The sequence below is a fragment of the Bradyrhizobium sp. STM 3557 genome, assembly GCF_045571465.1.
In the GTDB taxonomy this organism is placed as follows: domain Bacteria; phylum Pseudomonadota; class Alphaproteobacteria; order Rhizobiales; family Xanthobacteraceae; genus Bradyrhizobium.
The window spans coordinates 5,233,442-5,254,200 of record NZ_CP120697.1; the positions used below are offsets into that span (position 1 = coordinate 5,233,442).

The window sequence follows — 20,759 nt, forward strand, 5'->3', positions numbered from 1 at the left end:
GCGCAGGCAACAACGCCGCCAATGCGATGCAGATGACCAAGATCGTACACCGCCGCATCGCCTGACCAGCCAACCGTCCAACCCACGCCTTTTACGCCGCCAAGCTAGCGGAATCCTGCGCCGGTAGCCAGCGACCATCAGGCCATCATTCGTCCGATGTGTCAGATCGCTGCTGTCTTCCGTCGGTCCCCACGCAGTTTCTCACAAAGTCACGGCGCTGGGCGCCGACGACCTTCTGATCGATCGCCTGCTTCAGGCAGTCGAGATGCGCCTGCGCCATGCAGAGCTGCATCTGGTCGCGGCGCTCCTGTCCCTTCGCGGCCTGCGCTGCAGCCTGGCAAGCGACCCGTTCGCCGCCGCCGGCAGTCTCGGGCGCAGCATTGCTCTGAGCATTCCCTCGGGCCGGTGCGGACGGCGCGCCAGGTGACGCGGTCTGCGCCCAGGAGCCCGTGACCAGGCACGCCATCACGATCGCGACCGAGAGCAGTGTCTTCATCAGTCACCTCCATCACCGAGGCGTCCTGCAGCAACTGGCGGGCCGGATGCGCGGCGGCGTTCCGCCGCGCACCAGCAACCGTCTGTCGCCACATCACGCCAGCAGTTGCCTCTCGATCTCGTAGACCGGCAGCTTGACGAGGTCCTTGTCGACCTCGCCGCGCAGCGCCTTGCGCACCGCGTCCGAATAGTCGGCGCGGATCATGCCGAGCGCCCGCGGCGACGCCACCATGGTCAGCGCCTTGGTCTCGCCGGACTGCACGGCCTGATGCAGTCGGCCGGCGAGCTCTTTCAGGAACAGGCGCTCGGCCTCGTCATGCCAGTTGGTCTGCTCGACCGCGCTGCGCGCCGTTCCGACGGCTGGATGCACTGAGCCCGGCGCATCGGTGCCGAGATCGGCTGTCCGTGGATTGGCCTGCTCGCGAACCTGCTTGGTATGCAGGTTCGGAAACATGGTGTCGCCGACGTTCTCCAGGATCAGTGCCTTGCGGCCGTCACAAACGACCACCCAGGCACCCGTGCCGATCTTCATCTTGTCCATTCGAATGCTCCGCTTCCGAAGTTCACGCACAATCGGGAACTGGCTCCTACGCGAACCTCGGAAAGCATAGGAGCGCTGGCAAACACGACAGTCGTGCTGCCCTGAACTTGAACTGCTCATGAACGCAGGGCGGCAGACGTTCAATTTCAGCGCACGATCTGTTCACTGGCGCGAGACCATCGTCGCCGCGGGGCGCGGACCCGCTCTCCTGCAGCTCACAGGCGCTCCTCGAACTCCTCCAGCGACAGGCCGAACTGTGACAATGCCTCCTCGAGATAATCGCCGAGCATCGGCGTTTCGATCAGATAGGTGGCGGTCCGGTTGTTGTGGGCCTGCGCGGCCTGCGCACGCAACTCGTCCCAGTTCTCCGGTCCGCCGTCGCCGCGGCCGAGCCACATCAGCGCCACGAGGTCGATCTGCTCGTCGACATTGAGGCCGCGGATGAAGCTCGCCAGCTCGGAGCGGTCGGTGTTGACACCTCGCCCCCTGCCCCCATGAACGGTGTCATCATCCGTGAGATCCGCAAGCAGCTCGGGTTCCGACGATTCCATCTCGGACTGACGGATCTTCGCGACCACGAAGGCGACCTTCTCCGGCGAGATCGACAGGTTTGGAATGGTCTGCATCAAAGTGCCTCCTTGGTGTCCTCGTCGCACCGGGGCAACGCCTTCGGTCCAACCAGCAGAACACACCTAAGCCTTCCGCGCTGCCGCACCTTGCGCAGGATCAAGGCGGGCCGGCGGCGCCTTCCGCCTTGTCTGTGCACAGGAGCAGAGCGGATTGTAGCAAAGGCGCTCTGTTCACGAGACCTCACATTGCGGAGATTCAACTACCCTACGGCTTCATGACCATGCCGGACGCGGCCGAGAGTGCGACAGATCGACCCGAAATGGCCCGGCAGCACGGGCCAGCGCATTGCGAAAAGGTCGGCGGATGGTGAACATGATTTCACCGGCGAGGGTTATCGCCGCGTCTCTCATGCTGTCGTTGCATCCGGCCGCAGCACGCGGCGGCCAGGGCACGGCTCATCACTTTGGCAGTCATGGCTTCAGCGCTCGCGGCCCGGGCGGTGGAGGCCGCCCATCGTTCTCTGCCGGTGGCCGTCATACTGATGACGCTTATGTCAGGGCTGCATCGGACGAGCGTGAGAGGCTGCTGGACACGCAGATCAAGAGCATCTGCCGCGCTGTTAGCTCGAGCCACGGGCGCGGTGCTTACCAGGTGAAATCGAAGAAGCCGAAATGCGGCTGCGGTTGCTGCGCGACCAGCATCATCGGACGCTGCGGATGAACCTTCGCGACCTTGCGCTTCGGCTTGGCTTCCGGCCTGCTCAACTCCGACTTGGACTCCCCCGCTCTCGGCGCAGTCGCGTCGGCCATCTTGAACCTGGCCTGCTCGGCCGTCTTGGGCGCGGCGGTCCCGGCCATCGCTACCGAGGTTGCGGTCTTTGCCTCAGCGGTCTGGATCTGCGCGTAAGCGTCACGCACCTTCGCCTTTTGCGTATCGCTCGGGGTAGCGGCCTCCTGTCCGGTATCGGCCTTCGGCGCATCCGCTTTGGCGACCTTGACCGGTGCAACCGTCGGCACGGTGGTGTCGATCACAACTCGTTCGGGCCACCTGCGCTCGGAATGAATCCGCACCGTCGGCAGATCGGACCCGGATTTGAGCGTAGCCGGAAGCGGGATCTGAGGAACGACCGCGTCACACACGAACAGCAGTGCCAACAGGGCGCCGCCGACAAACACAAAATAGCGCAACACGGGCATAAGGGTACCACTCCGTCCGGACGCTCGCCAGACTGTCCTCCCAACGGGGGACCACGAGAATATGTTCCTTACATGGTCACGCCGGTTCAAAGGCAAAAGGAAACTTTGCGTGACCTAATTAGATTTTATTCGCCGTCACCAGCGTACACTTTGCCTTGCTGGCATTAACGTTGACGAAGCCGACATGAACCGCCGTGAAGGTCTTCCGACTCTTCATCCCGACCAGTCCCGGAACGATCCGCGTGCGATCGGTGAGATGGCTGCCGTCGCGGCGGCTGAAAGCGCAGGCGAGTTCAAAGTCCTTCACAGGGTAGGGATTGTCATTGCGCAAGGTGAAGGTCACCAGCGCCTTTGAACCGAGCCCGCCCCTGCGCCAGGACTGTGAGGAGATTCGCAAGCCGTTGATGGCCGGCGGCTCGAGGGAGGCCGCCTTGTCCTCCGGTACGGTTGGCTCGGGCGCGGCATTGGCCTCATTCTGCCCCGCAGTCGCAGGCGCCGTTGCCGCCGGAGCTGCCTCGCCTTGAGCTGCCATTTCCGAAGCGCCGTCCCAGTACGCCTGGCCGGCAGGGGCCTCGCCGGCCACGCGAATCGAACTGCCGTCGGCACTCGCGCTGTCGTCGACCCAGACCACGAGCCAAGCTCCTGCACCAACCAGCAGCACCGCGCCCACGGCAAATGCGATCAGCGCGGACCTTAGACGCCGTCCTCTCGGAGCCTCGCGCAGACCGCCAGCTTGGCTGGTCCGGTCAAACCGGCGCCATAGCGAACGATAGAGCCCCGTGCTCATCTCAGCACCACCGACCAGCGCTTCCGTGCGCTTGGCGCCTCAACCCGCCAACGCCGAAATAGTTGCATGCGAAGTCGACAATTAGAGGGCGAATTCGCAAAGTGCTCCGATCGGCTCCAGCCGGGATGGCCTTGCAGGATACGGGCGGCTAACATGCAGCCGACCTATCTTCGCTTTCCACTGCAGCAAGTCACGTCGAGAGAGATCGCGCTTATGCTGAACGTCACCTGGGACCATATCCACCTGCGCAGCCCCGACCCGGAGGCGACCGCGACCTGGCTCCAGGACATTCTCGGGGGCGAGATCATCCGCAATCCCGGCCGCATCGACGTCAAGCTCGGCGGCGCCAGCGTCTTCATCGCGCCGGTCAAGCCGGGCGACGGCGTAGGCGCGCCGCCGGTGACACCGTATCAGGGGCTCGACCATTTCGGGCTGACAGTGAAGGACATCGATGCGGTCGCCGCCGAGCTCAAGGCCAAGGGCGTCACCTTCACCACCGAGCCGACCACGATCCGGCCCGGCGTGCGCATCTGCTTCATCCGCGGGCCGCAGGGCATCTCGATCGAGCTGCTCGAGCGCGACAAGAAATACGCCTGAGCCGCCGCTCTCGCCCGGCGCGGGCGTTGGCGACCAAGCCGTGACCCGGGTTTCGCACTAAGTCATGCTGCCCGGCATGAAGCAGCGGATCGAGATGCCGAGATAGCCGCGCATCGGCCACACCATGGTGCGGCCGACGCGGTTCGGTTCGGTGATGACCGCCTCGTCGGGCACATCGACCCATTCGCCATCGATGCGCACCCGGTAGTGCCCATTCCGGGTTTCCCAATCGACGTCGCTCACCGCGCTGCCATCGGCGTCCGAGCAGCACGGCCCCTTGCCGCTGCGTAGACTGTCGAACCACGCCTTCATCTCCGGCGACGAGCCGGCATATTGCCCGCGATCGCGCGCCAGCGCCGGCGGCGCTGTCAGCGCAATCAGCAAGGCAGCGCTCGTCATCTGCAATGGTGGCTTCCAGCGCGTGGCCTGCCTCGGCTGCGAAGCGCACGCAAATGCATCACGACCTCGATGCGGCGCGCGGCCGCCGGAAACGATCCAGTTGCTCATTTCCATCCTGCTCCAGCACCACCCCACGGTGCGGCGATGAATATGCATCAACCGGGCCAGAACGCGATTCGGTCGCGGCTTCGTGACAGTCAAGACGGAGCACTACGGAAAATCTCGTTCAGCTCTTCAAAGCGCCACACACGCGGCGCGACTGAAATACCGGGCGCACCGCTCCTCTACTCCGCGGCCTGCTCCAGCGGCGCGGTGCGCGGCAGGATGATCTGAATCCGCGTGCCCGAGCCGGGCTCCGAATCGAGGTCGAGCCGACCGCCGAGCCGGTTGGTGACGATGTTGTAGACGATGTGCAGCCCGAGCCCGGTGCCGCCCTGGTCACGGCGGGTGGTGAAGAACGGATCGAAGGCGCGGCGGCGGACGTCGAGGCTCATGCCGCAGCCATCGTCGGAGAAGACGATCTCGACATTATCACGGCCGCACTCGCGGGCCTGGATCTCGATCAGCCCGGGCCGGCCGTCCGGGAAAGCATGCGCCACGGCATTGAGGAACAGGTTGGTCAGCACCTGGCCATAGGGGCCCGGATAGCTGTTCATGACCAGATTGGGCTGGCAGTCGACCGTGAGCGTCAGGTTGTGCTTGCGTAAGCCAGGCCGCAGGCTCATCACCACCTGCTCAGTGAGATCGGCAAGGTCGAAGGTGCGCTGGTCGGAATAGTTGCGGTCCGCGGCGACCTGCTTGAATGACTGGATCAGCTCGGCGGCGCGGTTGAGATTGGAGACGAGCTGCGCGGCCGCGCTGCGGCTGGTGTCGAGGAACTCGTTCAGGCTGGAGCGCCGGAGCTCGCCGCGCTTGACCTCCTCGCCGAAGCGCTCGGTCTTGCGCTCCAGTGCGGACGCCACCGTCAGGCTGATGCCGACGGGATTGTTGACCTCGTGGGCGACGCCCGCGACCATGCGCCCGAGCGCGGCGAGCTTTTCCGCCTCGATCAGCGATGCCTGAGTCTCGCGCAGGTTGCGCAGCGCGGTCTCGGCGGCGTCCTTGGCCTTGAGCATCTCGCGCTCGCTCTTCTTGCGCTCGCCGATGTCGAGCGCCACCGTGACGATCTTGTCGATTTCGCCATCGGCATCGAGCAGCGGCATCTTGTTGACCAGCCACTGCCGCATTGTCCCGGTGGAATCCCTGTATTCCTCTTCGTAGAAGCCGAGATCCGCCTTGGTCGCCAGCACCCGCTTGTCGTTGGCATCGGTCTTGTTGGCGCCGTAACGCGCCATGATTTCGTTGGTGGTGCGGCCGAGCGCATCCTTGGGCTCGACACTGAAAATGCCGGCCATGTAGCGGTTCATTAGGACATAGCGGAGATTGCGGTCCTTGACGTTGATCACCGCGGGCACGGTGTCGATGACCTGTTGCAGCAGCCTGCGACCTTCGGCGATCGCCTCTTCCGCACGCTTCTGATCGGTGATGTCGCGGACGCTGCCCTCGTAGCGGACCACCTCGCCGTGCTCGTCGCGTACCGCGGTCGCGCTGTCGGAAAGCCAGCGGATGTCGCCGTTGCGCTGGCGCACCTGGTACTCGAAATCGCGCACCATGCTGTCGCGCTGCATGAGAGCCTGGAACTCCGCGCGCGCGCTTGGATCGACGTAGATCGACTCCGAGATGTCGCCGACCGATCTGATGAGCTGCTCCGCCGACTCATAGCCCATGATCCGCGCCAGCGCCGGATTGGCGTTGACGACGAGGCCACCCGGCGTCGTGACATAAATGCCGTCGATCGAGGCCTCGAACAGCTTGCGGTAGCTTTCCTCCGCCAGCCGCTGCTCGGCGAGCGCACGCAAGGCGGCTTCACGCGAGGCGTCGGCCTCGACTAGCGTGCGGCGGAACACCTCGGCGGCGCGGGCGATGTCGCCGATCTCATTCTCGACATCGGTCGCCGGGATCGAGGCTTCCTTCTGCCCTGCGGCAAGCGCGCGGATCGAGCCGGCGATCGAGACCAGCGGCCGCACGGTGCGCCGGACCACGAACAGCGCGGCAAAGATGCCGATGAGCACGCCAGCACTGCCCAGGATGATGCTCTGCCACTTGGTCTCGGCAAGGGTGCGGGCGAAATCGCGCGACAGCACCCTGCCCTGCTGGGAACTGAGCGCCCGCAACAGCTCGGTAACGCGGCCGATCAGCCGGCCCTCGGTGCCCAGCACCTCCTTATCGAGACGCGCGATCTCCGCCTCGGTACTTGAGATCGCGATGATGCTGTCAGCGTAGCTGTCGGCTGCGCTGCGCAGGTTGGAATCGTCGATCGGCAGCGCCCGCATGCCCCGCGCCGCCTGCTCGGCCCCGGCCGGATCATGCGCGAGCAGCGCGCCATTGATCTGGTTCTGCAGGCGGAACAGCGCCCTGGCCGTACTGCGGTCCTGCACCTCGGCGATTGTGCCCTCGAAGCGGACCCGTGTCGCCGGCAAGGTGGCGAGCAGCTCGGCGCGATGGCCGATCAGCTCGCCGACGCGGTCGATGCCTTCGCGGTAATTGGCGAGCCGCTGCGACACGCCGTCGATCATCGCCTGCTGCTCCGGCGCCAGCTCGAGCCGGGTCTTCTTCAGAAGCGCGCTCAACTCGCTCGCCGCCTGGACGACGCGATCGGAGCGTGCTCCGGGATCGGTCACGAAATCGCGCGCCGCGAGCCTGAGCTCGTTCATGCGGCCGTCGATCTCCTCGGCGAGATCGCCGACATTCTGCAGCCGCTGCAGCTCGGCAAAGGTCGTATCGATGTGGCGGATCGCGATCACGCTGGCCATGCTGGTCGCGGTGATGATCGCGAGCAGCAGCAGAAAACTGCCGAAGGTCAATTGCCCGATCGACAGCGACAACGACCGGACGCGATTAAAAATTACCGCGAACACTGCTGGCATACTCAAGGGATCCGTTTCGGAACCGAACTATATATCAGCCGCGCCGCGGCCTGGAGAACGAATTACGAACAAAGTAACTTCGGGGTGTCGCATCGTGTGTGCCTCCCCGTTAATGCCTTAACCCACCGCGCCGACCTCGAACACCTCCCCATCATAGCCGGCTTCGCGGGGAATGCGCAGCTGGCGCCCGCCATCAGCCGTCCTGGTCATCACCGGCATCACGGTAACGATGTCCATATCCCTGGCATAAGCGAGGGCTGCGGCCACGGTGGCCTGCTTGCCGAGCCGGATCAGGTTGCGGGTGGTCGGGAATGGCAGCTTGAAGCGGCCGCTGTCGCCACCGGCCAGGGCCTCCCGGGGCGACACCCAGATCGAATCGGTGGATTCCTTCCCGTCATGGGCGCCAAGCTGGTCCGGCGGTGCCGCCGCCAGGAAGAACCAGGTATCGAAGCGCTTCGGCATGCCCTCGGGCGTGATCCAGTGCGCGTAAGGCACCAGCGCATCCAGCGCGAGCACGAGATCGTTGCCGGCCACGACGTCGAGGAAGGCGGTCTTGCCCTCGCACAGGTCAGCGCGACGTTCCGCTTCGATTTCGCGCGCTCGGCCCGCATCGATCAGCACACCGGAGCCTTTGGCCCGCGCCAGCAGGATGCCGCTCTCCTCGAAAGTCTCGCGGACGCCGGCGATGCGGAAGCCGAGCGCCTGCGCATCCAATCCCCCACCATCGGAATACAGCGCCGGGCGGGCTGCGATCTCCTTGTCGTTCGCGTCGACGCTGCCGCCCGGAAACACCAGCGCGCCCGAGTTGAACTCGATCTGATGGTGACGCACCATCATGAATAGTTCGATCTCGCTTGCGCCCGTGTTGTCGCGCAGCAGCAGCACGGTGGAAGCCGGACGGATTGCGGCGGGCTCGGCCATCTCCTAACCCGCCGCGCTCGATTGCGGTTGCAGATTGGCGCGGCGGTCATAGCGGGCGACGCGCGACAAGAGATAATCGACCTCGGCCTTGGCCGTGGCGCTGATGCCGGAGGCCGGCTTGCGCTGGGCGCTCGAGGCGATTGCGCCGCGCTTCTGCAGCACGTATTTGCGCACGGCAAGGCCGGCGCCCGGCTGCTGCTCGTAGCGGATCAGCGGCAGATGCGCGTCGAACAGGTCATGTGCAGCATCGCGCTTCCCCTCCCGCGACAGCTTGACGACGTCGACCAGCAGCTCAGGGAAGGCATAGCCGGTCATGGCGCCGTCGGCGCCGCGGTCCATCTCGAAATCCAGGAATAGGCCGCCATTGCCGCAGAGGATCGAGAGCGCTCGCAATGACCCATCCTTCTGGAACCCTCTCAAGGCCGAGATCTTCTCCAGGCCCGGCCAGTCCTCGTGCTTGAGCATCACGCAGGAGGGGCTGTCCATGACGATCTTGCGGATGACCGATGGTGTGAACACCACGCTGAGCGTGAGCGGGTAGTCCTGCAGCACCCAGGGAATGTCCTCGCCGATCGCTTCCTGCGCCTGCTTGAAGTAACCGGTGATCTGGTCGTCGGTGCGCAGGCTCGGCGGCGGCGCGATCATGACGCCCGCAGCGCCGGCATCCATCGAGGCGCGCGCCAGCGAGCGCATGGTGGCAAAGCCCGGCGCGGAGACGCCGACGATGATCTGCATGTTTTTCGTCCGCTTGGCGAAGCGCACCGCGACCTGCTCGGACTCGGCGGCGTCGAGCTTGGGCGCTTCGCCCATGATGCCGAGCACGGTGATCCCGTCACAGCCCGCCTCGCCGTAGAAATCGACCAGGCGATCGATCGAGGCCTCGTCGATGCGACCGTCGTCATGGAACGGAGTTGGCGCGATCGCGAAGGTGCCTTTGGCGTCGGCGGTGAGCTTCATTGTGCAGTCTCCACTATGCTCGTCATTGCGGGGCGGGCCGAAGGCACGAACCCGGACTCCATTACCACGATCGGGAATATGGATCCCGGGCCTGCGCCTTACGGCGCATCCCGGAATGACGACCTCAATACATCAGAACCGGCGCGCGCCCATCTTGATCTGCTCTTCGGAGAAGAAGATCTCGCTCGCATGGGCGACGATATCCTCGGCCTTCCAGCCCGTAAATGGCGGCTTCCAGCCCTCCATCTCCATCATCCGCATCTCCCGCACCCCGCGCGGGCCGGAGACGCCGAGCACCTTGCCGGTCTGGTCGCCGGAGAGGTCGGAGACCATGTAGAGCACGGCCGGCGCGATCCCGTCGGGGCCAAGCGCAGCGCCCGGGTTCTCTTTGTAACGCGGCAGGTCCGCCGTCATGCGCGTCAGCGCGCCCGGCGCCAAGGTCCACACGCGGATATTGTACTTGCGGCCCTCGATCGCCAGCACGTTGGACAAGCCCCAGATACCGCCCTTGGCAGCACCGTAATTGGACTGGCCGAAATTGCCGATCAGGCCCGAGGTCGAGGAGGTGTTGACGATGACGCCGCCGCCGTTCTCGCGCATCCAGCGGAAGACAGGAAGGGTGCAACAGAAGGTGCCTTTCAGATGCACCTTGATGACCTTGTCCCAGTCGGCCTCGCTGGCCTTGGCGAAGGTCTGGTCGCGCAGGATGCCGGCATTGTTGACCAGGATGTCGGCGCGGCCGAAATGCTTGATGGCATCGTCGAAGACCGACTGCCCGCCCTCCATGGTCGAAATGTCCGCACCGTTGGCCACCGCGCGGCCGCCCTCGGCCTTGATCGCCGCCACCACCTGCTCGGCCATCGACTGGTCGGAGCCTGAGCCATCGCGCGGGCCGCCGAGATCATTCACCACGACCGCTGCGCCCTCGCGGGCGAACAGCTTGGCGTAAGCCTCCCCTAAGCCGCCGCCCGCGCCAGTGATCAGCGCCACCTTGCCGTCGAGCAATCCCATGGGTGTCCTCCCTTCGTCTTGTTCTTTGTTTCGTTGTCATTCCGGGACACCCTCTCACAGTCATTGCGAGCGAAACGAAGCAATCCAGGCACCCAGCCGAAGATTCTGGATTGCTTCGGTCGCTTCGCTCGTCGCAATGACAGGTGAGCAGGCATCCGCGTTCTAACATGAGCGTCAACCCAGCACCGTCCTGCCGTTCTTGATCACGGTGACGTTGCGGGCCTTCACGCGTGCTTCGAACGAGATCACCTCGCCATCCTTCCAGAGATCGATGGTGACGGTCTCGCCGGGATAGACCGGCGAGGAGAACCGCGCCGCGTGCTGCCTGAACGCCGACGGATCGTAATCCGCATAGGTCTGCAGCACGCCGCGGCAGGTGATGCCGTAGGTGCACATGCCGTGCAGGATCGGCCGCGGGAAGCCGGCGCGCCTGGCGAAAGCCGGATCGGAGTGCAGCGGATTGCGGTCGCCGCAGAGCCGGTACACCAGCGCCTGATCCGGGCGGGTCGCAATATCGATGCTGCGGTCCGGCGCGCGAGCCGGCACCGGATGCGGATCCGGAATGCCGCCTGTGGGGCCGCCGAAGCCGCCATCGCCGCGGGCAAAGCGCGAGGCCACCAAGGTCGCCAGCGGCGCGCCGCTCTCGTCACGAAGGATGGTCTGATGCCGGATCACGGCGCCCTTGTCCTTGCCCTTGTCGGAGACGGCAAGCACGGAGGAATCCGCGGTGATATGCGCCGCGGTCGCGAGCGGCTGGTGGAAGGTGATATCGCGCTCGCCGTCGACGACCATCACCCGGTTCAGCTTCATGTCGCCAGGTCCAGCGCCCCAAGCCGCGACGGAGGCGAAGGTCGGCACCACTTTCAATGGCCGCGGCTCGGCAGTGGCCTCGTTGACGAAGGCCAGCTCCTTCTCGTCCATCGGGTCGGCGCCCATGCCGATCCCGTACGCGTAGAGCATCACCTCGCGATCGCCGTAGCTGTATTTCTGGCCAAGGCTCTTCATGGCCATCAGCTCATCGTAGTTGATCGGCATGTTGTTATTTTCCTCCCGCCTCATTTCTTCCCGTCCGCGGCGCTTGTTGATGCGCCCTCTCCCCTTGTGGGAGAGGGCTACACCGGCATCAGCATCAAACTCACTCGGGTGAGGGGTTCGCGCGGCAATGCCCACCTTTAATGAGGAGAGAGACCCCTCACCCGTCAGCCTCAAGGCGATGCAAAGCATCGCCTTGAGGCTGCCACCCTCTCCCACAAGGGGAGAGGGTGAACCGTTTGCTTAGCTGCAGCCGCGCCTAGCAAATACTAGGCCACCGTGAAGAACGGCAGCGGTGCGCCGTCGGTTGGCTTGAACACCAGCTTCACCTTCTGGCCGATCTTGAGCTTGTCGATGTCGCAATCGACGATGTTGGTCTGGATCGACGGCCCCTCCTTCAGCGTCACATAGGCAATCGCATAAGGCCCGGTCGGCGACTTCCGCATCAGGCTGTAGGTGTAGATCGTCGCCTCGCCGCTCGCCTCCTCCCACACGGTTTGGTCCGAGAAGCAGAACGGGCAGATCGACCGCGGGAAGTAATGCGGCTCGCCGCAGGCCGTGCAGCGCTTGATCATGAGCTTGCCCTGCGCGGCCGCATCCCAGAACGGCTTGGTCTCGGGATTGGTCACCGGGGCCGGATATTTCTTCGTTTCAGACATCACACGCGCTCCAGAATGCAGGTCGAGGCGGCGTGGCGAACGCCCAGAAGTCCGCCGGTGCCATGGGCGATAGCGAGATCGCAGTTCGGCACCTGCACCTTCGGATGCGCCTGCCCCCGCAGCTGGCGCACCGCCTCGATGATCTTGGTCATGCCGCCCCGGTTGACCGGATGGTTGCTGCAGAGCCCGCCGCCATCGGTGTTGAACGGCAGCTTGCCGACGCCCGAGATCAGATTGCCGTCGGCAACGAACTTGCCGCCCTCGCCCTTTTTGCAGAAGCCGAGGTCCTCGAGCTGCATCAGCACGGTGATCGTGAAGCTGTCATAGATCGAGGCGTATTTGATATCCTTCGGGGTGACGCCCGCCTCCTCGAACGCGCGGGGGCCGGACCAGACACCGGCGGAGTAGGTGAGATCGAGATCCTTGCCGCCACGCGGCCCCTTCGCGGCCTCGCCATGGCCGATCAGCCGCACGAGCGGCTTCTTCAGGCTTTTCGCGATCTCCGGCGTGGTGACGATCAGCGCGCCGCCGCCATCGGTAACGACACAGCAATCCATGCGGTGCAAGGGATCGGAGATCATCGGCGAATTGAGCACGTCCTCGACCGTGACGACCTCCTTGAGCATCGCATGCGGATTGTATTGCGCATGGTGCGAGGCGGCGACCTTGATCCAGGCGAGCTGCTCGCTGGTCGTGCCATAATCGTGCATGTGGCGCATCGCGCACATGCCATAGGCGTTGTGCGTGGTGGCGCCGTAGGCGGCCTCGAAATCGGCTTCGGCGCCGGCGGCGCGCGGCGGCATCGGCCCGGTGCGCGGCTTGCCGGCGAGTGTGATCAGCGCGACGGAGCACTTGCCGGCGGCGATCGCCTCGGCCGCATGGCCGAGATGGATGAGATAGGAGCAACCGCCGGTCTCGGTGGAATCGACATGGCGGAGTTTCTTGGTGTTGAGACCAAGATAATCCACCATCGGCCACAGTCCGCCCGGCGCATCGCCGGCGCAGAAATAGCCGTCGATATCGTCCTTGGTCAGCCCTGCGTCCTCAATCGCGCCCTTGGCGACCTCGGCATGCAGCTGTGCGGTGGATTTGTCGGGTGCGTGCCGGGTGGGATGCTCATAGATCCCGGCGATGTAGGCCTTGCCCTTGATGGTCAACTGGGTCTCCGCATAGGTCGTTTCGTCCCTCTCCTGACGCGATTTTCTGGACCCTCGCTCGGGGCTTGGCAAGGTGCGAAAATATTCCGTGCGGTGGAGATGACGGTAGCGCCACTCATTCGGCCGTCGTCCCGGGCAAGCGAACGAAGTGAGCGCCACCCGGGATCCATACCGCGTGATTTCTCGATGGCATTCGGTGGCAGAGGATCATCGGCAAACTTCGGTCGGTGCTTATGGACCCCGGCGCGAGGCCGGGACGACACCGAGGATGACGCATCGCCGATCTACACACACGACCTCTCGTTCCCGCGGCATGTCATGCCCGAGTTGTGCTGCCTTCGCTCACCCTCATCAGTACGGAGGGCGCAGGGAATGCCGGGTGAAGGCCTCACCCATGGCCCGCCTGCAGAAGAAAAAGCAGGCGGCAGTCACCACAGGTGCAGCCGGATCATCCGGCATTCCCTGCGCGGCGGTTTTAACGCTTATACGCGCTCTCCTTGGGGACCGGCTTGTTGTCCCCATTTGCGGCAACGCGCCTTCCGCGCGTTGCCGCAGGCCTCAGCACCGGGAGGCCAGGACCACACGATTTCACGTCCGTGATGCCATCGTTCGTCCGCATGCGCGAGCATGCTGCGAGGCTCCACGTCCACCGCATCCCCGCCTCGCGTGTCGTGACGATCGCGCGCAACGCCCCTCCGTGGTGAGGCGGGATGGCCGAGATGATCGTCGTGATTTGCCCGACAAGGCAAGGTGCACAACTGCGACAGACTGGCACGACGGGCAATTTGCACATGGCGGATATGCACACTTGGCCGCAAGCGGCGCAGCGAGCAATGAGGCCACTAAAGCGAGCTTCCGAACGCAGCCAACCGCTGACGCGAGTTCTCCGAAATGGCCGCAAAGGTTCGGTTGAAGAGTTTCGGTCCCGCCCCCGGAAACAAACAGACAGCCGCACGCGAGCCGCGCTCGTATGGCTGTCGGCGCTCAAGACAGGAGCGGCTGCAGTTCAGCCGCCCCTGCCCGCATTACGTGATAATTGTCGAGTCAGGCGGCATGTCGCACGGTCTCTTCCATGCGCTTGGTCGCATCCTCGGCCAACTTGACCGACATGTCCGCCATACGGCGGCTGCTCTCCAAGACACTGCCCACGGCATCACGAAGCAGATCAGTCTGAACAGCCGCGAGATCCTGCGGGGTCCGGCAATTCCACAACTCGTTCATACGCTCCATTCCATGCTCGATCTGATGCCGAACGAGCACGAAGTACTCCTGTGACATTCCGGTCATGACCTTGGTGGCCGCCGTCGCAGAGTAGAGAATGCTCTGGGCATTGCGCGCCGACCGCTCGGCTGCCTGTTGCGCTTCCTGCCCGGTCAGTCCAAGCGTGCGACTGATCTGCTCGGTCGAACGTCCCATCATGGCGTTCGTCATGTCCAGACCGAAACGCCACGTGTTCTGAAGCGTCTCGGCATTTTGCTTCAGGAGGGTGGCTCCGACCCGCGCCACCTCCTCGCCGGCCTGGGCGGTTGCCTGTCCGATGCGCGCGGTCTGCTCGGCCGCACTCTGTGCGATATGCGACGCTTGCTCAGCCGTCCTTTCACCGGTTTGCCGAGCTGCATCACCCACGTTCTGGGTAGACCTTTCCTCCTGGCGCGGATTTGCCATCTCTACTTCTCCTCGAGATATTATTGATTGTTTGTAAGCTCGGAATCCTGTGCTGGTACCTGACACAGCTCCTGCCCGAGCAACGCTATCTTGCCGAGACCGTTCCGCCCATTAATGAATTTAAGGTAAGCTTGGTGAACGGCGGCAAGCGCCGCCCGACGCGTTCCTAAATGCCAAGGCTTGCGCACGGTCCCGAACATAGAGGGACTACTGTTCCAGCCCGAACCAATTTCCCTCGGTGAGGTCTGGCTGCGCGCTCCGGCTGCCCGCTGACGCATCGGGCGACCATGGAAAGCGGCCGTCGGAATCGGGATAAAGCAACTGCACACATTCGAAGTTGTCATTGCCGTAAAACCAGCGGCTCCATCCCAAGTAATTTCGATAATGCCGCTGCGCTACCGGAAGCAGCACGGCGGGTGCATTTTTGAAGATCTCGCCGGTCTGTGCACCCACCACGACGCGCCGTCCGGCTTCCAGCTCGCGATAGATGTGCCAGAACGTATCGTGCGCGGTCTGCGCCTGCAGCGAGAATACGATCAGCTCTGGGTGTCTGAACTTCAGCCAGAAGCCGGTGGTGTAGCAAAAGCCAGGCCCCTCCTTGTCCGCCCCGATATGGTGAGCGAACCAGCCATGCTCACGAATCTTCGCGACGACGTTCTGCTCGTGCCGGTCGAGTTTCTCAGGGGGAGCATCGAGAGCAGTGAACATTGCACGATCGCTGATGTAGCCGTCATTGCGAGCGAAGCGAAGCAATCCAGAGTCACAAAGAAGGTCTGGATTGCTTCGTCGCTTCGCTCCTCGCAATGACGGAGAAAGAACGCCCTACTCCGCTGCCATCTGCCTTGGGGCCGGAGGCGGGTTGGCGAGGTCGGCCACGAGCTGAGTGTGACGTACTTGTGCCTCCTTCACCGACTTCTCCTTCACCGGGCCGTAGCCGCGGATGCGGTCCGGCAGCGACAACAGCTCGAGCGCGGTCTCGGCGTTGGCGGGCGACAGCTGCGCCAGCACGCTGGCGACGTCCTTCTCATAGGCCGTGATCAGGCTGCGCTCCATCTTGCGGTCGGCCGAATAGCCGAAGATGTCCAGCGGCGTGCCGCGCAGGCCCTTGAGCTTCGCCAGCAAGCGGAACGTCTTCATCATGCCGGGGCCGTAGGTGCGTTTGTTCGGCCGTCCCTGCGCATCGACGCCGCTATTGAAGATCGGCGGCGCCAGGTTGAAGCTGATCTTGTAGTCGCCTTCGAAGGCATCATGGAGCTGCTTCTCGAAGGTGCCGTCGGCGAACAGCCGCGCCACCTCATACTCGTCCTTGTAGGCGAGCAGCTTGGCATAGTTGATCGCGACTGCGCGCGGCAGCGCCTCGCCATAGCCGCCTTTCTCCGCAGCCTCGCGCACCTGATCCACCAGCTTGCGGTAGCGCTTGGCGAGCCGGCCGTTCTGATACTTGGTCAGGAAATCGGTGCGATGGGCGATGATCTCATCGAGCGACATCGCGTCCAGCGCTTTCGGCGCCTCGATCTCGTCATGGCCCTTCATCATCTCGGCGAGCCGCGCCGGATCGACCACCGCGAGACGGCCGAGCCGGAACGCTTCGGTATTCATCTTGACCGCGACGCCGTTGATGCCGATCGCCTTTTCGATGGCTTCGGCCGACAATGGCAGCAGCCCCTTCTGATAGGCATAGCCCATCATCATCATGTTGGTGGCGATGGCATCGCCGAGCAGCGCCTCGGCCGGCTTGGTAAAATCGACGAAGTCGGAATCGTTGCGCAGCGCCGTCTCCAGCACCTGCGCGACCTTGCGGTTCTGGAAGTTGAAGTCGCGGTTGAGGATGAAGTCCGCGGTCGGAATCAGATGGCTATTGATGATGCCGTGAGTGCGCGAGGAATCGCACAGCGTAATCGTCTCCTTGGAGCCGGCGACGACCTCGTCGGCCGCGATCACAAGATCCGCAGTGCCCGTGACGATGCGCGAGCAGGTCACGTCGGCGGTGTGCTCGGAGAGGCGCACATGGCTGAGCACCGCGCCGCCCTTCTGGGCGAGGCCCGACATGTCGAGGATCATCGAGGCCTTGCCCTCGATATGAGCGGCCATGCCGAGCAGCGCGCCGATGGTGAGGACGCCGGTGCCGCCGACGCCGCCGACCGCGATGTTGTAGGGCTTGTCGAGCGCCGGTTTCGATGCCGGCTCCGGCAGCGCCCCGATCTCGCCGAGCTCGGCCGGCGCACGGCTGCGCGGCTTGCCGCCGTCGATGGTGACGAAGGACGGACAGAAGCCCTTCACGCAGGAATAGTCCTTGTTGCAGCTCGACTGATTGATGACGCGCTTTCGCCCCAGCTCGGTCTCCAACGGCTCGACCGAGATGCAGTTCGACTGCACCGAGCAGTCGCCGCAGCCTTCGCAGACGGCCGGGTTGATGAAGACCCGGCGCTGCGGATCCTCCATGGTGCCGCGCTTGCGGCGGCGTCGCTTCTCGGCGGCACAGGTCTGCACGAAGACGATGGCGGAGGCGCCCTTGGTCTCGCGCAGCGTCTTCATCACGTTGTCGAGCTCGTCGCGGTGGGCGAGCTTGACGCCGGGCGCGATGGTATCGGCCGGATAGGCGTCCGGATTTTCCGAGACCAGATAGATCTCGCGAATGCCTTCCGCGTGCAGCTGATAGGTGATCTGCTGTGGCGACAGGTCGCCGTCATGGCGCTGGCCGCCGGTCATCGCGACCGCATCGTTGTAGAGGATCTTGTAGGTGATGTTGGCCTTGGAGGCGATCGCCTGGCGGATGGCGAGAATGCCGGAGTGGAAATAAGTGCCGTCGCCAAGATTGGCAAAGATGTGCTTCTCGTCGGTGAACGGCGCGATGCCGACCCATGGCACGCCCTCGCCGCCCATATGGGTGAAGGTCTCGGTCGAGCGGTTCATCCACAGCGCCATGAAGTGGCAGCCGATGCCGGCCATGGCGCGGCTTCCTTCCGGCACCTTGGTCGAGGTGTTGTGCGGGCAGCCCGAGCAGAAATATGGCGTGCGGGCCACCGGCGACACCAGCTGCATCTGCGAGGCTTCGCGGCCGTTGAACCAGTCGGCCTTGGCCCGCAGCATCGCTGCGATCTCGGGATTGAGATCGAGCCGGAGAAGCCGTTCGGTGAGCGAGCTGGCGAGCGAGGCGACGCTGAGCTCGGCAGCGAAGGTCAGGAAGCGCTTGTCGTGCTCGTCCATCTTGCCGACGATGCGCGGGCGGACGTCGTCGCGCCAGTTGAACAGCTCCTGCTTGACCTGGTTCTCGACGATCTCGCGCCGCTCCTCGACGATGAAGATCTCCTCGAGCCCGACCGCGAACTGCCGCACGCCTTCCGGCTCCAAGGGCCAGGGCATGCCGATCTTGTAGAGCCGAAGCCCGATCTTGGCGGCCACCTCCTCGGTGATGCCAAGCTCGCGCAGCGCCTGGCGGATGTCCTCATAGCTCTTGCCGGACGCCATGATGCCATAGCGGGCGTTCGGGCTATCCATCGTGACCCGGTTGACCTTGTTGGCGCGGGCAAAGGCAATGGCGGCAAAGCCCTTGTAGTCCTGCAGCCGTCGGTCCTGCTCGAAGCGGTCATCGGGCCAGCGCAAATTGAGACCGCCCGGCGGCATCTCGAAATCGGTGGGAATGACGAACGGCGTCATCTCGTCGTTGAGGTTGATCTCGGCCGTGGTCTCCACCGTCTCGGTGATCACCTTCATGCCGACCCAGCAGCCGGAATAGCGCGACATCGCAATGCCGAGCAGGCCCATCTCGATCATCTCGTGGATCGAGGACGGATAGAGATAAGGCATCAGCGCCGAGATGAAGGCGTGATCCGACTGATGCGGCACGGTGGATGATTTGGCGCCGTGATCGTCGCCGGCAAGGCACAGCACGCCGCCATTCTTGGCCGAGCCCGCCGCATTGCCATGGCGGAAGACATCGCCGGAGCGGTCGACGCCGGGGCCCTTGCCGTACCAGATGCCGACCACGCCGTCATACTTGCCGCCCGGCGACAGATGCAGCTGCTGCGAGCCCCAGACCGCTGTGGCCGCCAGGTCCTCATTCACACCGGGCTGGAACTTGATGTTGTACTGCTCGAGGTGCTTGCGCGCGGCGAACAGCTGCTGGTCATAGCCGCCGAGCGGCGAGCCGCGATAGCCGGAGATGAAGCCCGCGGTGTTCAAGCCGGCGGCGCGGTCGCGCCGGATCTGCGCCATCGGCAATCGCACCAGGGCCTGGATGCCCGTCAGGAAGATATGGCCTGAGCTGGCGGTGTATTTCTGTTCGAGATTGATCGCACCTTCGTTGATGCCCATTCCGCCCTCTTCAAACCTCGTGCTGCGCCGGCGCGCTCCAAGGGCATCAAAACCCTCGGACTCCCAGGCTTTAGATGTAATCTATGTCGGCTCGTGTCACGCATGCATCACAAATTTCGTCGCATTTGTAATGGCTTCCGCAATTCGCAATTTCGTGGCCTGGAATGGATGCGAAATTTTGCGATTGTGTCGTGGCAAGGGCGCGCCGCGAAACGGCGTGCTGATGACGGCTCTTGTTTTTCCGTGCCGCAAAGGCGCGGGCAGCGGTTTGTTTGGAAAGGTCTTGCTGTGATCAGGACGATTCTGGCTGGCCTGTTATTGTGCAGTGCGATTATGCGCGCGGACGGGGGGGCGCCAGCCGAGACCGCCCGCGGCGAGATGCTAACGGTGATCGGCGGTTGCGCCGGCTGCCATACCGCCGACCCGGCGCAACCGTTCGCCGGCGGCAAGCGGATCGAGACGCCGTTCGGCGCGGTCTTCGCGCCCAACCTGACGCCCGATCCCGGCACCGGCATCGGCGCCTGGAGCGATGAGGATTTTCGCCGTGCGCTTCGTGAGGGCATCGCGCCAAACGGTTCGCGCTACTATCCCGCTTTCCCCTACCCGCATTTCACCAAGCTGACCCGCGACGACATCGCGGCCATTCGCGCTTATCTCGCTACTGTACCAGCGGTGTCGAACAAGGTGCCGCCGCCCGAGCTGCGCTTTCCATTCAACTACCGGCCGCTGATGCGGCTATGGGATGCGGCGTTCCTCAAGCCCGGCGTGCTGCTGCCCGATCAGGCCAAGAGCGCGGAGTGGAATCGCGGCCGCTATCTGGTCGAGGCAGCAGGCCATTGCGGCAGCTGCCATACGCCGAAGAACCTGCTCGGCGCCGAGAAGCGCGGTGCGCCGCTATCCGGCGGCCGGGTCGGCGGCTGGTTCGCGCCGCGGCTCGATGGCGCCGCCCGCTCCGGCCTGAAGGATTGGAGCTCGGACGACATCGCCGAATATTTATCGAGCGGCCGCAATGCGAAAAGCCATGCCGAGGGGCCAATGGCCGAGGTGGTCGTGACCTCGACCTCGAAGATGGCCGACGCGGACGTCCGCGCCATCGCTGTCTATCTCAAGTCCCTGCCGGCAGGGCCGCAGGACGCCGTCAGCACGCCGCCCTCCGACGCCAGCATGATCGCCGGCCAGACGATCTATGCCCGCGCCTGCATCTCCTGCCACGAGGCCGACGGCATGGGCGCACCGCGGATCTATCCGCCATTGCCGGGCAATGCACTGCTGCAGGCGCAGGACCCATCGAGCACCTTGCGTGTGATCCTCGATGGCGCGCAGACGCTGACCACCCCCCGCGCGCCGAACACCGGCTCGATGCCGGCCTACGCGCACCAGCTCAACGACCAGCAGGTCGCCGACGTCGCCAATTACATCCGCAACGCCTGGGGCAATGCGGCGCCGACGGTCACGGCCGACCAGGTCAAGGCCGCGCGGCGCTAGAGCCTCC

18 protein-coding genes are annotated in these 20,759 nt (G+C 64.4%); 2 read left to right on the plus strand and 16 right to left on the minus strand.

The genetic code is table 11. The features are described 5' to 3' along the window. Positions 1–145: 145 nt before the first annotated feature. From P6U24_RS24055 to P6U24_RS24075, 5 genes are all read right to left on the minus strand, one after another. A complete protein-coding gene (locus tag P6U24_RS24055) occupies positions 146–496 on the minus strand; it encodes a hypothetical protein (protein ID WP_407154967.1) in 351 nt (116 codons plus the stop codon). A gap of 93 nt (positions 497–589) precedes the next feature. After that, positions 590–1,036 (minus strand): host attachment protein, encoded by a 447-nt coding sequence (locus tag P6U24_RS24060; RefSeq protein ID WP_407154968.1) that lies wholly within the window; start codon positions 1,034–1,036, stop codon positions 590–592. 215 nt (positions 1,037–1,251) lie between these two features. Then, complete coding sequence (locus P6U24_RS24065) at positions 1,252–1,665, minus strand: DUF3775 domain-containing protein (protein ID WP_407154969.1); 414 nt, start codon at positions 1,663–1,665, stop codon at positions 1,252–1,254. 585 nt (positions 1,666–2,250) lie between these two features. Further along, on the minus strand, positions 2,251–2,802 hold the full coding sequence (locus P6U24_RS24070) for a hypothetical protein (RefSeq protein WP_407154970.1): 552 nt from the start codon (positions 2,800–2,802) through the stop codon (positions 2,251–2,253). A gap of 118 nt (positions 2,803–2,920) precedes the next feature. Then, a complete protein-coding gene (locus P6U24_RS24075; RefSeq protein WP_407154971.1) occupies positions 2,921–3,433 on the minus strand; it encodes a hypothetical protein in 513 nt (170 codons plus the stop codon). A 369-nt stretch (positions 3,434–3,802) separates the two neighbouring features. Between P6U24_RS24075 and P6U24_RS24080 the strand changes: the two genes are divergently transcribed. Further along, a complete protein-coding gene (locus P6U24_RS24080; RefSeq protein WP_407154972.1) occupies positions 3,803–4,186 on the plus strand; it encodes a VOC family protein in 384 nt (127 codons plus the stop codon). A gap of 57 nt (positions 4,187–4,243) precedes the next feature. Here the strand turns inward: P6U24_RS24080 and P6U24_RS24085 are convergent, their stop codons facing one another. The 11 genes from P6U24_RS24085 to P6U24_RS24135 form a co-directional block, all read right to left on the minus strand. Continuing rightward, positions 4,244–4,693: a hypothetical protein gene (locus P6U24_RS24085; protein WP_407154973.1), complete on the minus strand. Its 450-nt coding sequence runs from the start codon at positions 4,691–4,693 to the stop codon at positions 4,244–4,246. A 176-nt stretch (positions 4,694–4,869) separates the two neighbouring features. Next, positions 4,870–7,551 carry a PAS domain S-box protein gene (locus P6U24_RS24090; protein WP_407154974.1) on the minus strand — a complete coding sequence of 894 codons (2,682 nt, stop codon included), beginning with the start codon at positions 7,549–7,551 and terminating at the stop codon, positions 4,870–4,872. A 117-nt stretch (positions 7,552–7,668) separates the two neighbouring features. After that, the gene (locus P6U24_RS24095) at positions 7,669–8,472 is read right to left on the minus strand and encodes an NUDIX hydrolase (protein ID WP_407154975.1); all 804 of its coding nucleotides are present in this window, start codon (positions 8,470–8,472) and stop codon (positions 7,669–7,671) included. 3 nt (positions 8,473–8,475) lie between these two features. Then, positions 8,476–9,429, minus strand: coding sequence for a dihydrodipicolinate synthase family protein (locus P6U24_RS24100; protein ID WP_407154976.1), 954 nt, complete (start codon positions 9,427–9,429; stop codon positions 8,476–8,478). Positions 9,430–9,561: 132 nt separating this feature from the next. Beyond that, positions 9,562–10,440, minus strand: coding sequence for an SDR family oxidoreductase (locus P6U24_RS24105; RefSeq protein WP_407154977.1), 879 nt, complete (start codon positions 10,438–10,440; stop codon positions 9,562–9,564). A 174-nt stretch (positions 10,441–10,614) separates the two neighbouring features. Beyond that, entirely contained in the window at positions 10,615–11,475 is an 861-nt protein-coding gene (locus P6U24_RS24110; RefSeq protein WP_407154978.1) for a MaoC/PaaZ C-terminal domain-containing protein, read from the minus strand. Positions 11,476–11,741: 266 nt separating this feature from the next. Beyond that, positions 11,742–12,131: a Zn-ribbon domain-containing OB-fold protein gene (locus P6U24_RS24115; protein ID WP_407154979.1), complete on the minus strand. Its 390-nt coding sequence runs from the start codon at positions 12,129–12,131 to the stop codon at positions 11,742–11,744. Continuing rightward, entirely contained in the window at positions 12,131–13,288 is a 1,158-nt protein-coding gene (locus tag P6U24_RS24120; protein WP_407154980.1) for a thiolase domain-containing protein, read from the minus strand. The genes P6U24_RS24115 and P6U24_RS24120 overlap by 1 nt, the downstream gene beginning before the upstream one ends. A gap of 1,044 nt (positions 13,289–14,332) precedes the next feature. Next, positions 14,333–14,953, minus strand: a complete 621-nt coding sequence (locus P6U24_RS24125) for a phasin family protein (RefSeq protein ID WP_407154981.1) — start codon at positions 14,951–14,953, stop codon at positions 14,333–14,335. A 207-nt stretch (positions 14,954–15,160) separates the two neighbouring features. After that, a complete protein-coding gene (locus P6U24_RS24130) occupies positions 15,161–15,661 on the minus strand; it encodes a DUF4262 domain-containing protein (protein ID WP_407154982.1) in 501 nt (166 codons plus the stop codon). A 114-nt stretch (positions 15,662–15,775) separates the two neighbouring features. Further along, positions 15,776–19,267, minus strand: coding sequence for an indolepyruvate ferredoxin oxidoreductase family protein (locus tag P6U24_RS24135; RefSeq protein WP_407154983.1), 3,492 nt, complete (start codon positions 19,265–19,267; stop codon positions 15,776–15,778). A 291-nt stretch (positions 19,268–19,558) separates the two neighbouring features. Here P6U24_RS24135 and P6U24_RS24140 point away from each other — a divergent pair, with 291 nt between their 5' ends. Continuing rightward, positions 19,559–20,752, plus strand: coding sequence for a cytochrome c (locus tag P6U24_RS24140; RefSeq protein WP_407160566.1), 1,194 nt, complete (start codon positions 19,559–19,561; stop codon positions 20,750–20,752). Positions 20,753–20,759: the final 7 nt, after the last annotated feature.

What these genes read in the sequence shown, in the direction of transcription:
- P6U24_RS24110 (WP_407154978.1), bottom strand. Translation starts at nt 11,475, where the DNA reads ATGCCGATCAACTACGATGAGCTGATGGCCATGAAGAGCCTTGGCCAG.
- P6U24_RS24090 (WP_407154974.1), bottom strand. Translation starts at nt 7,551, where the DNA reads ATGCCAGCAGTGTTCGCGGTAATTTTTAATCGCGTCCGGTCGTTGTCG.
- P6U24_RS24105 (WP_407154977.1), bottom strand. Translation starts at nt 10,440, where the DNA reads ATGGGATTGCTCGACGGCAAGGTGGCGCTGATCACTGGCGCGGGCGGC.
- P6U24_RS24125 (WP_407154981.1), bottom strand. Translation starts at nt 14,953, where the DNA reads ATGGCAAATCCGCGCCAGGAGGAAAGGTCTACCCAGAACGTGGGTGAT.
- P6U24_RS24085 (WP_407154973.1), bottom strand. Translation starts at nt 4,693, where the DNA reads ATGAGCAACTGGATCGTTTCCGGCGGCCGCGCGCCGCATCGAGGTCGT.
- P6U24_RS24070 (WP_407154970.1), bottom strand. Translation starts at nt 2,802, where the DNA reads ATGCCCGTGTTGCGCTATTTTGTGTTTGTCGGCGGCGCCCTGTTGGCA.
- P6U24_RS24055 (WP_407154967.1), bottom strand. Translation starts at nt 496, where the DNA reads ATGAAGACACTGCTCTCGGTCGCGATCGTGATGGCGTGCCTGGTCACG.
- P6U24_RS24130 (WP_407154982.1), bottom strand. Translation starts at nt 15,661, where the DNA reads ATGTTCACTGCTCTCGATGCTCCCCCTGAGAAACTCGACCGGCACGAG.
- P6U24_RS24060 (WP_407154968.1), bottom strand. Translation starts at nt 1,036, where the DNA reads ATGGACAAGATGAAGATCGGCACGGGTGCCTGGGTGGTCGTTTGTGAC.
- P6U24_RS24100 (WP_407154976.1), bottom strand. Translation starts at nt 9,429, where the DNA reads ATGAAGCTCACCGCCGACGCCAAAGGCACCTTCGCGATCGCGCCAACT.
- P6U24_RS24080 (WP_407154972.1), top strand. Translation starts at nt 3,803, where the DNA reads ATGCTGAACGTCACCTGGGACCATATCCACCTGCGCAGCCCCGACCCG.
- P6U24_RS24095 (WP_407154975.1), bottom strand. Translation starts at nt 8,472, where the DNA reads ATGGCCGAGCCCGCCGCAATCCGTCCGGCTTCCACCGTGCTGCTGCTG.
- P6U24_RS24115 (WP_407154979.1), bottom strand. Translation starts at nt 12,131, where the DNA reads ATGTCTGAAACGAAGAAATATCCGGCCCCGGTGACCAATCCCGAGACC.
- P6U24_RS24135 (WP_407154983.1), bottom strand. Translation starts at nt 19,267, where the DNA reads ATGGGCATCAACGAAGGTGCGATCAATCTCGAACAGAAATACACCGCC.